Raw genomic sequence first — 13893 nt, forward strand, 5'->3', positions numbered from 1 at the left:
GTGGGCCGCGGACTGATCGGCCGCACGGTGGCCACCCCAGGCCGGCGGGCGTCGGCCGGCCCGGGATCCGGGGTCGCGACGCCGGAGAAGTGGGTCGAGGACTGGTTCTCCGGTGGCGCGGCGACGAACGCCGGCGTGTGGGTGTCCGAGGAGACCGCGCTGCACTACAGCCCGTTCTTCGCCGGCGTGAACGTGATCTCGACGGACGTGGGGAAGCTGCCGCACCTGGTGTACGAGCGGCTCGACCGGGGCAAGCGGCGGGCCCGTGAGCACCCGGTGTACCGGGTGCTGCACGACGAGCCGAACCCGGTCATGCCGCCGATCGCGCTGCGCCGTACCGTGCAGGGCCACGCGCTGACCTGGGGCACCGGCTACCTCAACGTGGTGTGGAACAACCGCGGGGAGGTTGTCGAGCTGTGGCCGCTGCGACCGGACCGGATGACCCCGGAGATCAAGCGGACCGGGCCAGGGCGGCTGACCGTCACCTACAAGTACGCCGACGACGTCAACGGCATCTACACCCGGCTGTTCCCGGACGAGGTGCTGCCGATCGGTGGCCTGGGCTACGACGGCGTCCGCGGGTACAGCGTGGTGGCGATGGCCCGCCAGTCCATCGGGCTGGGCATGGCGCTGGAGCGCTTCGGGTCGGCGTTCTTCTCCAACGGGGCCCGCCCGGGCGGCGTGCTCAAGCACCCGAAGAAGCTGAGCCCGGAGGGGCACAAGCGGCTGCAGGCCGACTGGGACAACCTGCACCGGGGCCTCGACCGCGCCCAGCGCGTGGCGATCCTCGAGGAAGGCCTCGAGTGGAAAGACATCGGGATCCCGCCGGAGGACGCCCAGTTCTTGGAGACCCGCAAGCTGCAGGTCAACGAGATGGCCCGCTGGCTGCGCCTGCCCCCGCACAAGATCGGCGACCTGGAGCGGTCGACGTTCTCCAACATCGAGCACCAGGGCCTGGAGTACGTGACCGACACCCTGATGGGCTGGCTGGTCACCTGGGACCAGATGATCAACATGCGGCTGTTCGTCGGCGCCGAGCGGGGCCGCTACTTCTGCGAGCACCTGGTCGACGCCTTGACTCGCGGCGACATCAAGAGCCGCTACGAGGCGTACAACCTCGGCCGGCAGATGGGTGTGCTCAACGGCGACGACATCCGCGAGAAGGAGAACGAGAACCCGCTGCCCGGCGGGGTCGGCGAGACCTACTGGATGCCGCTGCAGATGGGCCCCGCGCTCGCGCCGGGCGAGAAGCCGGATCCGGAACGAACCTGCCCGGTGCACCCGGGCTGCACCTGCAAGGGAGGCCACCAGTGAGCGACCAGCACCGCGACCGCGACGACGAGCAGGACCGCGACGACGACGCCGGCCGCCGCGGCCAGACCCGGGCACCGGCGGACCGGCAGGCCCGCATGCCGCGCGATCGCCAGGCCCAGCCGGGGGTGAACCGGTGAGCAAGGCGATGGCGTTCCACCGGGCCTTCATGGTCCGTGACAGCGCGGCCGACCCGGACGCGCCGCTGCGGTTCGTCGGGGCGACCGAAGGCGAGAAGGGCGACGGGATCTCGCTGCGGATGGACGGCGCCCGACTCGACCGTTACCGCGCCAACCCGGTGTTCGGCTACGGCCACCGCTACTACGGGCGCGACTCGCTGCCGATCGGCCGGTCTGTGAAGACGGAGATCGACGACAAGAAGCGGCTCATGTTCGACATCGAGTTCGACCGTGAGGACGACTTCGCGGTCAAGGTCGAGGGCAAGTACCGCCGGCACTTCCTCAACGCCGTGTCGATCGGGTTCGGAGTGCACGAGTGGGAGGACCCGAAGACGCAGGACTACTGGCGCGGCGGCGTCGCGGTCGACTGGGAGCTCTACGAGCTGTCGAGCGTGCCGCTGCCGATGGACGCCAACGCCGTGGTCGAGTCCGGCCGCGCCGGCGGCCTGGCCGTCGACGGCGAGCTGCTCGACGCCGTGCGCGGTCTGCTGCACCGCCTGGACGCCGACGGCATCACCGCGCTGCGCCACCTGCTCGACCGCGCCGGTCGCCCGGCCGCCGGCGACCCGGCCCGCGACGTCGACCCGGCGCCGCCGGCGGGCGGCCGCAGCCTCGACACCGCCCGCCGCCGCGCCCAGCTCGCCGGCGTGCTGTAGACCCGCCGGCGGCCGTGGGGACGTAGGAGCCCCCGTCGGCGCCTTCCCCGCCCGGGGAGGGTTGCGCGGCCCCGGTGCGTACCACCTCCGCCCCTGCCGGGCGGCAGTCACCACACCCGAGAAAGGAACCCAGGCGTGGACATCAACGCCAAGCGGCAGGAGCGCGCGGGCCTCGCGAAGCAGGCCCGCGACATCCTCGACGCCGCGGAGAAGGACGGCGGCCGCAACCTGACCGCCGAGGAGGAGCAGAAGTTCGACCGGCTCATGGCCGAGGTCGACAGCTGCGACAAGCAGATCGAGCGCGAGGAGAAGCTGCGCGCGAAGGAACGGCGCATCGACGACGAGCCCGGCGACCGGCCGGGCCGCGGCGACGACCGGGAGGAGCGCAACGGCCCGGACGGCGGCGACGCGCAGCTGGCCGCGTGGCGGCAGTTCCTGGTCGGTGGGCGGTCGTCGCTGACGCCGGAGCAGGCTCGCACCCTGGTCGCCGGCTCCGACCCGGAGGGCGGCTACCTGGTCGCGCCGCAGAAGTTCGTCACCGAACTGATCAAGAACGTCGACGACGAGGTGCCGTTCCGCGGGCTGGCCACCGTGCACCAGCTCACCGACGCCGCGAGCCTGGGCATTCCGACGCTGGACACCGACATGAACGACGCGGAGTGGACCTCCGAGGTGGGCACCGGCAGTCAGGACGACGCGCTGCGCCTGGGCAAGCGGGAGCTGACCCCCAACCCCCTGGCGAAGCGGACGAAGGTGTCCCGCAAGCTGCTGCGGCTGACCGCTGGCGGCGCGGAGGACCTGGTCCGGGAGCGCCTGGCCTACAAGTTCGGCGTGTCGCAGGAGAAGGGCTACATGGTCGGCGACGGCAACAAGAAGCCGCTGGGCCTGTTCACCGCCAGCCCCAACGGCATCCCCACCTCCCGCGATGTGGAGATCGGCTCCAGTGGTGCCATTCCCACCGCTGCGGGCAGCTTCACCGCGGCGGACCAGCTGATCGACGCCAAGTACACGCTCAAGGCGGCGTACTGGCGGCGGGCCCGGTGGCTGTTCCACCGCGACCTGGTCAAGACGGTCCGGAAGCTGAAGGACAGCGACGGCAAGTACATCTGGAAGGCCGGCCTGTCCGACCAGCCGGACACCATCCTCGAGGTGCCGTTCGTGGTGTCGGAGTTCGTGCCGAACACCATCGCCGCGAACCAGTACGTCGGCATGATCGGCGACTTCAGCTTCTACCACATCGCCGAGGCCCTGATGATGGAGGTGCAGCGCCTGGTGGAGCTGTACGCCGAGGCCAACCAGGTCGGCTTCATCGGCCGGATGGAGGTCGATGGCATGCCGGTGCTGGCCGAGCCGTTCGTGCGGCTGAAGGTCAAGGCCGCCGCCTGATGCTGCCGTTCACGTCGCTGTCCGCGGCCACGTCCGCCCCGCAGGTGGGCGTGGCCAAGGACCTCGAGGACTCGGTGGCGAACCACACCATGGCCCTGACCGTGACGGGCAGCCCGTCGTCGTGGGCCGTCGACCTCGAGGGCTCACACGACGGGCTGACCTGGTTCTGGCTGGGCAGCGGTGGAAGCGCCTCGGGAACCCTGGTGCACGCACCGCGGGTGGTCCGGTTCGTGCGGGCCAGGCTCAGCGCCCTGACCGGCGGTACTTCGCCGACGGTCACCGCCACCATCGCCAGCGCATAAGGCGAGGAAGGACAACGAGATCATGCGCAGTGACCTGAAGAACGACCTCGCCCCGGCGCAGTCGCTGAAGGCGACCAACCAGGCCGACCCGGCCGTCCCGGTCCACGGCACGGGCGTGGACCTGGCCAACTACGACGCGGCGGTGGTGTGCATCGACGCGGGTGCCATCACCGGCGCGGGCGCGTCGCTGACCTTCGAGGTGCAGCACTCCGACGACAACGTGTCGTTCGCGGCGGTGCCGGACTCCGAGCTGGACGGCGCCGAGCCGGTCATCACCGCGGCGAACGACGACCAGATCCACAAGGTCGGCTACAAGGGCATCAAGCGGTACCTGCGGGTGTCCATCACCGCGAAGGCCGGCACCACCCCGACGATGCCGTGCGCCGCCTCGGTGGTGCGCGGCAAGCCGCGCGTGCGCCCGGCCTGACACCCGCCCATCTCCTGCTGACCCGTCAAAGGGCCCCGGCGCGCCGCCGGGGCCCTCGTGGATGAAGGGACCGCCGCCATGCGGATCACGATGAAGACCCTGTACGCCTCGCCGGAGCGGTCGATCGCCGCCGGCGCGACCGCGGACGTGCCGGACGACGAAGCCCAGGACCTGATCGACCGGGGCTTCGCCGTGCCGGCCGGCGCCGACGAGGCCGACGGGCAGGCCCCGCGTCCCGGCGCGGCGCGCAAGAGCCCGCCGGCACCGCCGGACGGCGACGAGGTGCCCGACGGCTCGATCGCCGTGGTGCTGGCGTGGGTCGGTGAGGACCGCGACCGCGCCGCCAAGGCGCTCGACGTCGAGCGCGCCACCAAGGGCGACCGGGCCCGGGTCAAGCTCGTCGAGGACCTCACCAAGCTGCTCGAGTCCGAGCAGCCCGAGTAGGGAAAGCCGGCCCGGGGCGTACAGGCGGAGCGCCCCGGGCCCCGCCCCCACCCGCCGGCGGGGAGGTGCTCATGTACGCGACCGTCGCGCAGCTGGCCCATCGGCTGCAGCTCGACGTCGACGACCTCACCGAGGACGACACGGCGGCGCTGACCGAGCTGCTGGAGGACGCCGGTCAGGTGATCGATGACGAGGTCGGTCAGCCGCTGCTGCGCTCGACCGACACGGTCACCCTCGACGGCAGCGGCGCCGCGTCGCTGATCCTGCCGCGCTGGCCGGTGCACGCCGTCGACGAGGTGACCCTCATCGCCGTCGACGGCACCGAGACGGCCCTCGCGCACCGGGAGGGTTACCTGTGGTCGACCTCCGGTGTGCTGACGCGCCTGGGGGGCTGCTGGCCGGCCCACGACCGTGCGGTGCGGGTGCTCTATACCCCCGGCTACGAGGAGGCGGAGCTGGGCAGCCGGGTGCGGCGGATCTGCCTGCGCCTGGCCGTGGCCGGGCGCCGTAACCCGGGCGGCGCGGACAGCGAGGACATCGCTGACACCCGGGTCCGGTGGCACACCCCGGGGATGGAGCTGACCACCGCCGAGAAGGCCACCCTCGCGAAGTATGCGAGCCGGCCGTGATCGGGCACTGGCTCAACCAGCGGCTGGATGTGTGGCGGGCCCAGCGGGAACCGGACGGCGCCGGCGGCGCGACGACGGCCCGCGCCAGGGTCGGCCAGGTCCGCGCCCGGATCACCCAGCCGCGCGCCGGCGAGCAGGTCGAGGCCGACCGGGCCGGCGCCCGCCACACCAGCGACGTGTACCTGCTGCCGCGGGCGGACGTGCGCCGCGGTGACGAGCTGCGCCCCGCCGGCGCCCCGGCGGACTCCCGCCCGTACTGGCGGGTGATGTCCACGGTCAGCCCCTCGGTGGCCGTCTACCGGCGGGCGGCGGCCGAGCTGATCGAGGAGGAGGCGAGCTGACGTGTCCAAGGTCCGCATCGAGGGCATGCCCGAGCTGCGCCGGGCGCTGAAGCGGCTGCCGGCCGACGTCGCCGCCGAGTCGATGGCCGGGCTGCGCGAGTCCGCGCAGGACCTGCGCGAGGACTGGTACACCGGCGCCGCCGTGGACACCGGCGCCGGCCGCGAGGGCATCGAGGTCCGCGAGCACCCGCGCGAGGTGGCCGTGGAGGTCGGCATCTTCGACCCGCAGCTGTACTACATGGTGTTCCCCGAGGAGGGCACCGAGAGCCAGACGGCCCAGCCGGCCCTGGCGGAGGCGATCGAGCGGGAACGCCAGCGCACCGCCGGGCGCATCGCCCGCCGGATCTCGCGCAGGTACCGATGACCGGCCCGGCCCGGCTGGTCGCCGGCCCGCTGCAGAAGGCCCTCTACGCGGCGCTGCGCGCCGATGAGGGCGTGACCGCGCTCGTCGACGGCCGCGTGTACGACGACGTGCCCGAGCCCGCCGAGTACCCGTACCTGGTGATCGGTGCGGCGGTCGAGGAGGCGGACAACACCCACGACACGTTCGGCCGTCAGGCTGACATCGCCGTGCACCTGTGGGACGAGGTTGACGGGTTCCTGCGCCCCGCCGACGTGGTCGACGCGGTCGTGCGGCTGCTCGACCACCAGCGCGACGCCCTGGCCATCGACGGCCACCAGGTGGTGTCCATCCGGTTCCTCGACGCCCGCATGTTGCGCGATCCCGATCCGCGTATCCGACACGTCCCGGTCCGATTCCGGGTCAACACCCAGCAGGAGGCATAGCTATGGCCGGCATCGACGGCTTCGGTACCCAGTTCCAGCGCGGCGACGGCGCCGACCCGGAGGTGTTCACCGCGATCGGTAACTGCACGAACATCTCCGGTCCCGGCCTGTCCCGGGAGACCCTCGACGTCACCGCCCACGACAGCCCGGACGCCTGGATGGAGTTCGTCGGCTCCCTCAAGGACGGCGGCGAGGTCAGCCTGGACGTCAACTACGACCCGGACAAGCACGACGCCCTGGTCGCCGACCTCGACGACGACGAGCCCCGCAACTACCGGCTCGTCTTCCCCACCACCGCGGCCGCGCAGTGGGCGTTCGGCGCGGTGATGACCGGCTTCGAGCCGTCCGCCCCGTACGACGACAAGCTCACGGCCACCCTGACCTTCAAGGTGTCCGGGAAGCCGGTGCTGTCATGACCCTGCGCACGAAGCTGGCCGTCAGCCTCACCGCCGAGCTACGCAATGATCTGGACCTGGCCGCGGCGTCGGTGCCGCTGTCGCTGCTGCGCCGGGTCGACCTGGCCAACGGCACCGCCGCCGGGCAGGCCGACCGGGTCTTCCACGACCGGCGCACCTTGGGCGCGTCCGCCAGCGAAAGCCTCGACCTCGCCGGAGGGCTCGTCGACGCCCTGGGCGCCGCGCTGACCTTCGCCCGCGTCAAGGCGCTGATCGTCGCCGCGGCGGCCGCGAACACCAACGCGGTCCGCGTCGGGGGCGCGGCCGCCAACGGCTGGACCACGTGGGCGGGCGGCGCCGACGACGTCGTGTCCGTCCGCCCGGGCGGGCTGCTGGTCCTCGCCGCCGGCGACGCCACCGCCTACCCGGTCACCGCCGGCACCGGCGATCTGCTGTCCGTGGCCAACGGCGGCGCCGGCACCCCCGTCACCTACGACATCGTGATCATCGGCGCGTCCGCCTGACGCGCCCGCACCCCGGAAGGAACCCTTCGCCATGACCCTGCTCACCCGCGACCAGATCCTGGCCGTCGACGACTACACCTTCGAGGACGTGGAGGTGCCCGAGTGGGGCGGCACCGTCCGCGTCAAGGGCATGTCCGGCGCCGAACGCGACCGCTTCGAGGCCGGCTCGATCAAGGGCAAGGGCAAGAACCGGGACGTCAACCTGGCCAACCTGCGGGCCCGGCTGGTCGCCGCGTCCGTCATTGACGAGGCGGGACAGCTGGTCTTCAAGCCGTACGACGTCGAGACGCTGGGCAAGAAATCGGCGGCCGCGCTCGGCCGGGTCTACGACGTCGCCCAGCGCCTGGCCGGGCTCACCGACGAGGACGTGGAGGAGCTCACCGAGGGTTTTCCCGACGACCCGAGCGCGCCTTCTACTTCCGACTAGCAGGCCACCTCGGGTACACCGTCGGCGAGCTGCTCACCCGGATCTCCTCCCGGGAGCTGACCGAGTGGCAGGTCTACGAGCAGCTGTACGGGCCCCTCGGCGGCGACCGCCACGACCACCTCGCCGCGCTGGTCGCCCACACCGTGGCCAACGCCAACCGCCGCCGCAAGGCCCCGTACCCGTTCGATCAGTTCCTGCCCGGCTGGGGCGGGAACCGGCGGCGGGAACAGTCGCCCGACGAGATGCTCGCCGCGGTCGTCGCGATCAACAGGGCGCTCGGCGGCGCCGACTTGCGCCCGGCCAGCTGACAACCGAACACGCCCCGCGAAGAGCCGGCAGGCCCTGCACGCCTGCCGGCTCTTGCCGCACCCCGACGTCGAGGAGGTGACCCCCGTGTCCACGATCGCGAACCTCCTGATCAAGCTCGGGGTCGACGTCCGCGACGTCGGCAAGGCCGAGCAGGCGGCCCCCGTGGCCGAGCAGGCGGGCCAGAAGACCGGCCGGTCCTTCGCCGACGGGTTCCGCAAGACCGCGCAGATGGTCGGCCGGATCGCCGCCACCGCGGCCCTCGCGGGCGGGGTTGCCGCCGGCGGGCTGATGGCCCAAGGGCTCACCCAGGCGCTGGAGCAGAGCAAGGTCAACGCCCTGCTCACCACGCAGATATCGGCCAGCCCCGAGGCGGCCGCCCGGGCCGGGCAGATCGCCGGCGACCTCTACCGCAAGGGGTTCGGTGACTCCGCGGCCGGGGTCGCCGACGCGGTCAAGGCCATGTTCCAAGGTGGTCTGATCGACCCGGACGCGGCCACCGCCGACATCGAGAAGGTTGCCGGGCAGGCGATCACCCTCGGCAAGGTCATGGGCGAGGAGTACGACCGGGTCGGCGCCGCGGTCGGCACCATGCTCAAGACCGGCATCGCGAAGAACGCCGAGGACGCCTTCGACGTGCTGCTGCGCGGCACGCAGCTCGGCGTCAACAAGGGCCAAGACCTGCTCGACGTCTTCGAGCAGTACAGCGTCCACTTCGACGCGATCGGCCTCGACGCCGCCACGTCAATGGGCCTGATGTCCCAGGCCATCAACAAGGGCGGCTACAACGCCGACAAAGCCGCCGACGCGCTGAAGGAATTCAGCATCCGGGCGGTCGACGGGTCGAAGGAGGCCCGGGACAGCTTCAAGGCCCTCGGGTTCGACGCGGACAAGATGATCCGCACTTTCGCCAAGGGCGGCCCCGGGGCGGCCGCGGCCTTCGACCAGGTCCTGGCGAAGCTGAAGGCCACCGAGGGTCAGGCCAACCACGCGGAGATCGCGTTCGGTCTGCTCGGCACCCAGTCCGAGGACCTCAAGGGCGCGCTGCTGGCGATGGATCCGTCTACCGCCGCCAAGGGTCTCGGCGAGCTGGAGGGCGCCGCCGCGGCCGCCGGCGAGACGCTGCAGAACTCCGCCGGCGCGAAGGTCGACGCCTTCAAGCGCCGCCTCGAGGGCGCCTTCGTCGACGCGGCCGCCGCGGCGCTGCCCGCCCTGGAAGGGCTGCTGTCCCGCCTCGAGTCGGTGGACTGGGAGGGCCTGTTCGCCGACGGCGCCGCCGCGCTGCAGTCCCTCGGGCCGGTGTTCGAGCAGGTGTCGGCCGACGCGGGCCCTGGCTTCACCGACACCCTCAAGGTCGGCGGGGAGGTGATGCGCTTCGCCGCCGACCACGCCGACCTGCTCGCCAAGGCACTGCCCTACCTCGCCGCCGGGTTCGTCCTGGTGAAGACGGCGCAGCTCGCGGCGAACGTCGCCCAGGCCGTCTCACCGGCGCTGACCCTCGCCTCGGCGATGGCCAACCGGCGGCTCGCCGCCAGCAACGCCGAGCTCGCCGCGGCGCTGACCGCGTCGACCACCGCGATGCGCGCCCAAGCGGTGAGCCAGGGCCTGTCGACCGCGGCGACCACCGCCGGCGACGCCGCCCAGAAACGCTCGATCCTGTCCACGGTCGCGTCGCGGGTGGCGATGGTGGCCACCACCGTGGCGACCCAGGCGTGGGCGGCCGCCCAGTGGCTGCTCAACGCCGCGATGACCGCGAACCCGATCGGCTTGGTCATCCTGGCCATCGTCGCCCTGGTCGCCGGCCTGGTCATCGCCTACCAGAAGTCCGAGACGTTCCGGAACATCGTCGACGCCGCCTTCCGCGGCGTCGCGGCCGCTGGGCTGTGGCTGTGGAACAACGCCCTGAAACCGGCCTTCAACTGGATCGTGGGCGGGTACAAGCTGGTCGCCCAGGTCGTGATCTGGTGGTGGCAGAACATCGTCACGCCGGCGTTCCGCGCGGTCGCGGCGATCGCCGGCTGGCTGGTCGACCGGGTCCGCGCCTACTTCGGCGTCTGGAAGGCGGTCTTCGGGCTGCTGTCCAACGCGGTCGCGTGGGCGAAGGACAAGGCGATCGCCGGGCTGACCGCCGTGGTCACGTTCGTCGGCGGCCTCGGAGCCAAGATCACCAACGGGCTGAGGGGCATCAAGGACCGGATGCTCGGCATCGGCCGCGACCTTGCCGCAGGCCTGCGTGACGGCATTGCCGGCGCCTGGCACCTGGTGACCGGCAAGGTCCGCGAGCTGACCAACCTCATCCCCGCGAAGATCCGCGAGCTGCTCGGCATCCGTTCCCCGTCGAAGGTGACCAGGCGGCTGGGCTGGTTCACCGGTGACGGCGTGGCGCTGGGCCTGTACGACCGGGCCCGCAAGGTGGCCAAGGCCGCCAAGTCGGTGGCGAAGCTCGCCGCCGCGGCGTTCACCCCGGCCGGTGCCCGGTGGTCGCCGGCGGGGCTGCGGGTGGCGGCCACGGGTGGCCCGGCCGGCGGCGGCGACGGCAGCGGATGGTGGCCGGGCCGGCCGCCGTCGGATGGGCCGCGGTGGGCGCCGCCGGCGCCGCCGCCGTACGACCCGCCGGCGCCGGCGGCCGCCGCCGGTGGTGGGGACACGCACTACCACTTCGCCGGGTCGGCGCCGACCGATCAGCAGATCGCCGCGATCGAGGCCCGCCGGGCCCGCCGCGCCCGGGCGGGAAGGAAGCGCTGACATGCCCATCGTGGTCCGGCCGGTCGCGGCCCCGCCGGTCACCCCGCCGGCGCCGTCGCAGGATGTCGAGGTCTGGACGTTCATCGATCGGCACGGCCGGGACTGGCCGCTGACCCGCCGGGAGCTGGGCTACTGGATCCTGCACGGCACCGTCACCGGCCTCGGCGTCACCCCGCGCGAGGTGCAGCGCGACGACCGTCCGCGCGGTGGCACCACCACCCGGCATGTGTGGGTGGCCGGCCGGCTGATCACCTTCGACATGTTCTTCCGCGGCAGCTCGCGGCTGCAGATGTTGCCCCGGTGGCGGGAGCTCGCGCGAGCCTTGGTTGGCGGCGGGGTGCTGCGCATCGCCCAGGCCGACGGCACCGTGCGGGAGATCGCCGTAGAGCTGGAGCCCGGCTCCTACGACGTGCACCCCGAGCGGATCGGCCGCCACGAGCAGCCCACGGTGCAGTTCTGGTGCCCGGACGGGTACTTCCGCGACGTCGACCCGGCCACGGTCGAACGCGACCAGCGGCCCACCCGCAAGTTCCTGGCCCCGTTCATGTCGGTGTCCTCCTCGCGCATCCCTGGGCGGGAGACCGTCCGCAACGACGGTGACGCGCCGGCCTGGCCGGACCTGGTCGTCCGGGGCCCCGCATCCGGCTTCACGGCGACGAACCACACGACCGGGCAGACGTGGACCCTCGACCCGGACTGGGACGGTGACGGGCCGCTGAGGGCCGGTGAGGAGGTCGTCATCACCTCCGACCCGCCGACGGTGACCGGGCCGGGCGGGCAGGTGTGGTGGGGCGCGATCACCGGTGACCTGTGGCCACTCGTCGAGGGCGACAACGACGTCGAGCTCGTGCTCTCCGGCGCCGGAACGGGGGCCGGGTTCGTCATGACCTACCGCCGGCTCCGAGAGACGGTGTGAGCGGTGACCCCTGCATGGCTGGACACCGAGGTCACTATCACCGACCGCAACTGCGTGCCCGTCTCCAACCCGATCCGGTGGACCGAGGTCGACGCGGAGGTCCGCTTCAACGAGATCGTCGCCGGGTCCTTCGTCGCGCCGGCGTACCCGGAGCTGACCGAGGCCCTGGCACCCGGCAACCGGGTCGTCGTGCGCGACCAGGGCCGCTACTTCAAGTCCGGGCCGATCGAGGGCCTGGACTTCAAGCGCACCGCTAAGGGCGAGGACGCCGGAGGCAAGTGGGTCGTCGACTTCGGCGACGACGCCGCCCACATCGCCAACCGCATCACCTACCCCGACCCGACGGCCACCGCGACCGCGCAGACCGCCGACTCCCACTGGTCGGGGACCGGCCCCGCCGGCACCCTCATGCTCACCCTGATCGACGCCAACGCCGGACCCAGAGCGCTGACGGCGCGGCGGGTACCGCAGTTGGTCATCGGCGCCGGCGCGGGCCTCGGCGCGACACTCACCTACACCAGCCGGTGGATCGACCTCTACGACGAGCTGCGAGCCCTGGCGCTACTCGGCGGCGCCGGCGTGCCCGGCGGCCGGCTCGGCGTGCGCACCCGCCAGGTCGGCCGGGACATCGTCGCCGAGGTGTACGCGCCCCGCGACCGCACCCACCTCGCCCGCTTCTCCTTCGGGCTGGGCAACCTGCGCTCAGTGCACGTCGCCAACCAGGCACCCACCTGCACCGTGGCGATCGTCGCCGGCGCCGGGCAGGGCACCGACCGCAACATCGTCGAGCGCGTTGACGCGGCCGCCGTGGCCACTTGGTGGCGCTCGGAGGAGTTCGTCGACCAGCGCCAGGCCGAGGCCGGCGACACCGCCAAGCTCGAGCAGTCAGGCGACGAGGCCCTCGACGCCGGCCGCGAGCAGCTCACCGTCACCACCGACACCGTCGACACCCCGCAGGTCGTCTACGGCGACGCCTACGACGTCGGCGACCTCGCGTTGGTCATTCCCGGCGGTGCCGCCCCGATCACCGACGTCGTGCGGGCGGTGCGGCTGCAGGTCACCCCCCGCGAGGGCCGGCAGCGCATCGCGCTGATCGGCACCCAGGCCGCGATCACCGACCCGGCCTGGGTCGCCGGCAACCGCACCCTCGCCCGCCGTATCGCCAGCATGGAGAGGATCTGACGCGCGTGGAGATCTCCTACCCGTACGAGGACTACCCCACCGTCGGGGCCGGGGCGGTCACCGAGGCCGAGTACGCCGAAGGGATCGGTTGGGCGAGCCCGTCCGGGCTGATCGGCTCCACCAGCGACCCCAGCCCGCTGCTGCTGTCCGGCGGGGTGCTGTACCTGCGCGCCGGCACGGCGGCCCGGCTGATCGGCATGGCCTACCTCAACAAGGACACCGACCTGGCCATCGGCGGCATCGGGTCCAACGGTGGTGCTGCGACCCGGCCCGACCGGGTCGTGCTGCGGCTGAACTGGTCGACGATGCTGGTCCGCGCCGCGGTGCTCACCGGCGTTCCCGGCGGCACCCTGCCCGGCCTCACCCAGCAGCGCGGCAGCGGCTCCTACGAGATCTCCGTCGGGCAGGTCAACATCCCCGCCGGCGGCAGCCTCACCAACGCCACCCTCACCCGGCAGCGCTGGTACATCGGCCCCGACGGGCAGCTGCTGTGCTGGTCCGACAGCCGCCCCCCGCACTCACCGGGGCGGCGGATCTGGGAGGCGGACACCGGCCGGTGGCAGCTGTCCACCGGCGTCGACCCGTGGCGCGTGCTGCACGACGACTCCGGCTGGCTCAACTGCACCGTCGCGTCCGGCTGGTCGGTGCAGCCCAGCGGCCGGGTGAAGGCCCGCCGCCGCAACGGGCAGATCCACGTGCGGCTGGACCTGTTCCGCACCGGCGGCCGCATCACCAGCGGCGCCGTCAAGGTCGCCGACCTGCCGTCGGGCATGGCCCCGTCGGAGACCGAGATCCTCCCCGGCTCGATCAACGAGGTGGGCGGCACCACCCGGTTCCTGTTCAACCCGGACCGGTCGATCCTCATCGAACGGTTCACCCCGATCGACACCGGCAACGCGATCTCGGTCGCGCACTCCTTCCCGCTCGGCTGAAAGGC

General features: G+C 72.5%; 20 protein-coding genes. 19 read left to right on the top strand and 1 reads right to left on the bottom strand.

Going from position 1 to position 13893, the window contains the following annotated elements:
• The 14 genes from AB0873_RS14945 to AB0873_RS15010 all read left to right on the top strand — a co-directional run bounded on the left by AB0873_RS14945 (position 1) and on the right by AB0873_RS15010 (position 7807).
• Positions 1-1314, top strand: a complete 1314-nt coding sequence (locus tag AB0873_RS14945; RefSeq protein WP_366600264.1) for a phage portal protein — start codon at positions 1-3, stop codon at positions 1312-1314.
• Positions 1311-1451: a hypothetical protein gene (locus AB0873_RS14950; protein ID WP_366600265.1), complete on the top strand. Its 141-nt coding sequence runs from the start codon at positions 1311-1313 to the stop codon at positions 1449-1451. Before AB0873_RS14945 ends, AB0873_RS14950 begins: the two co-directional genes overlap by 4 nt.
• On the top strand, positions 1448-2146 hold the full coding sequence (locus tag AB0873_RS14955; protein ID WP_366600266.1) for a hypothetical protein: 699 nt from the start codon (positions 1448-1450) through the stop codon (positions 2144-2146). The genes AB0873_RS14950 and AB0873_RS14955 overlap by 4 nt, the downstream gene beginning before the upstream one ends.
• A gap of 135 nt (positions 2147-2281) precedes the next feature.
• Positions 2282-3532 (top strand): phage major capsid protein, encoded by a 1251-nt coding sequence (locus tag AB0873_RS14960; RefSeq protein WP_366600267.1) that lies wholly within the window; start codon positions 2282-2284, stop codon positions 3530-3532.
• Positions 3532-3834, top strand: a complete 303-nt coding sequence (locus AB0873_RS14965) for a hypothetical protein (RefSeq protein WP_366600268.1) — start codon at positions 3532-3534, stop codon at positions 3832-3834. The genes AB0873_RS14960 and AB0873_RS14965 overlap by 1 nt, the downstream gene beginning before the upstream one ends.
• A gap of 22 nt (positions 3835-3856) precedes the next feature.
• Complete coding sequence (locus AB0873_RS14970; RefSeq protein WP_366600269.1) at positions 3857-4261, top strand: hypothetical protein; 405 nt, start codon at positions 3857-3859, stop codon at positions 4259-4261.
• 78 nt (positions 4262-4339) lie between these two features.
• Positions 4340-4705 carry a hypothetical protein gene (locus tag AB0873_RS14975; RefSeq protein WP_366600270.1) on the top strand — a complete coding sequence of 122 codons (366 nt, stop codon included), beginning with the start codon at positions 4340-4342 and terminating at the stop codon, positions 4703-4705.
• Positions 4706-4776: 71 nt separating this feature from the next.
• Positions 4777-5334 carry a hypothetical protein gene (locus AB0873_RS14980; RefSeq protein WP_366600271.1) on the top strand — a complete coding sequence of 186 codons (558 nt, stop codon included), beginning with the start codon at positions 4777-4779 and terminating at the stop codon, positions 5332-5334.
• On the top strand, positions 5331-5675 hold the full coding sequence (locus AB0873_RS14985; RefSeq protein ID WP_366600272.1) for a head-tail adaptor protein: 345 nt from the start codon (positions 5331-5333) through the stop codon (positions 5673-5675). The genes AB0873_RS14980 and AB0873_RS14985 overlap by 4 nt, the downstream gene beginning before the upstream one ends.
• Position 5676: 1 nt before the next feature.
• The gene (locus AB0873_RS14990) at positions 5677-6039 is read left to right on the top strand and encodes a hypothetical protein (RefSeq protein ID WP_366600273.1); all 363 of its coding nucleotides are present in this window, start codon (positions 5677-5679) and stop codon (positions 6037-6039) included.
• Complete coding sequence (locus tag AB0873_RS14995; protein ID WP_366600274.1) at positions 6036-6461, top strand: DUF3168 domain-containing protein; 426 nt, start codon at positions 6036-6038, stop codon at positions 6459-6461. The genes AB0873_RS14990 and AB0873_RS14995 overlap by 4 nt, the downstream gene beginning before the upstream one ends.
• 2 nt (positions 6462-6463) lie before the next feature.
• Positions 6464-6877: a phage tail tube protein gene (locus AB0873_RS15000; protein WP_366600275.1), complete on the top strand. Its 414-nt coding sequence runs from the start codon at positions 6464-6466 to the stop codon at positions 6875-6877.
• Entirely contained in the window at positions 6874-7380 is a 507-nt protein-coding gene (locus tag AB0873_RS15005; protein WP_366600277.1) for a hypothetical protein, read from the top strand. Before AB0873_RS15000 ends, AB0873_RS15005 begins: the two co-directional genes overlap by 4 nt.
• 31 nt (positions 7381-7411) lie before the next feature.
• Entirely contained in the window at positions 7412-7807 is a 396-nt protein-coding gene (locus AB0873_RS15010; protein WP_366600278.1) for a hypothetical protein, read from the top strand.
• Here AB0873_RS15010 and AB0873_RS15015 read toward each other — a convergent pair.
• Positions 7804-7947 (bottom strand): hypothetical protein, encoded by a 144-nt coding sequence (locus tag AB0873_RS15015; protein WP_366600279.1) that lies wholly within the window; start codon positions 7945-7947, stop codon positions 7804-7806. The two genes, AB0873_RS15010 and AB0873_RS15015, sit on opposite strands and share 4 nt — an antisense overlap.
• 3 nt (positions 7948-7950) lie before the next feature.
• Here AB0873_RS15015 and AB0873_RS15020 point away from each other — a divergent pair, with 3 nt between their 5' ends.
• The 5 genes from AB0873_RS15020 to AB0873_RS15040 all read left to right on the top strand — a co-directional run bounded on the left by AB0873_RS15020 (position 7951) and on the right by AB0873_RS15040 (position 13888).
• On the top strand, positions 7951-8115 hold the full coding sequence (locus tag AB0873_RS15020; RefSeq protein WP_366600280.1) for a hypothetical protein: 165 nt from the start codon (positions 7951-7953) through the stop codon (positions 8113-8115).
• A gap of 85 nt (positions 8116-8200) precedes the next feature.
• Positions 8201-10858 (top strand): phage tail tape measure protein, encoded by a 2658-nt coding sequence (locus AB0873_RS15025; protein WP_366600282.1) that lies wholly within the window; start codon positions 8201-8203, stop codon positions 10856-10858.
• A 1-nt stretch (position 10859) separates the two neighbouring features.
• Positions 10860-11774 carry a hypothetical protein gene (locus tag AB0873_RS15030; RefSeq protein WP_366600283.1) on the top strand — a complete coding sequence of 305 codons (915 nt, stop codon included), beginning with the start codon at positions 10860-10862 and terminating at the stop codon, positions 11772-11774.
• A gap of 3 nt (positions 11775-11777) precedes the next feature.
• Positions 11778-12956 carry a siphovirus ReqiPepy6 Gp37-like family protein gene (locus AB0873_RS15035; protein WP_366600284.1) on the top strand — a complete coding sequence of 393 codons (1179 nt, stop codon included), beginning with the start codon at positions 11778-11780 and terminating at the stop codon, positions 12954-12956.
• A 5-nt stretch (positions 12957-12961) separates the two neighbouring features.
• Positions 12962-13888, top strand: a complete 927-nt coding sequence (locus tag AB0873_RS15040; protein ID WP_366600286.1) for a hypothetical protein — start codon at positions 12962-12964, stop codon at positions 13886-13888.
• The last annotated feature ends 5 nt before the right edge of the window (positions 13889-13893 follow it).

This window comes from Micromonospora sp. NPDC047707 (genome assembly GCF_040704235.1).
Lineage (GTDB): Bacteria > Actinomycetota > Actinomycetes > Mycobacteriales > Micromonosporaceae > Micromonospora.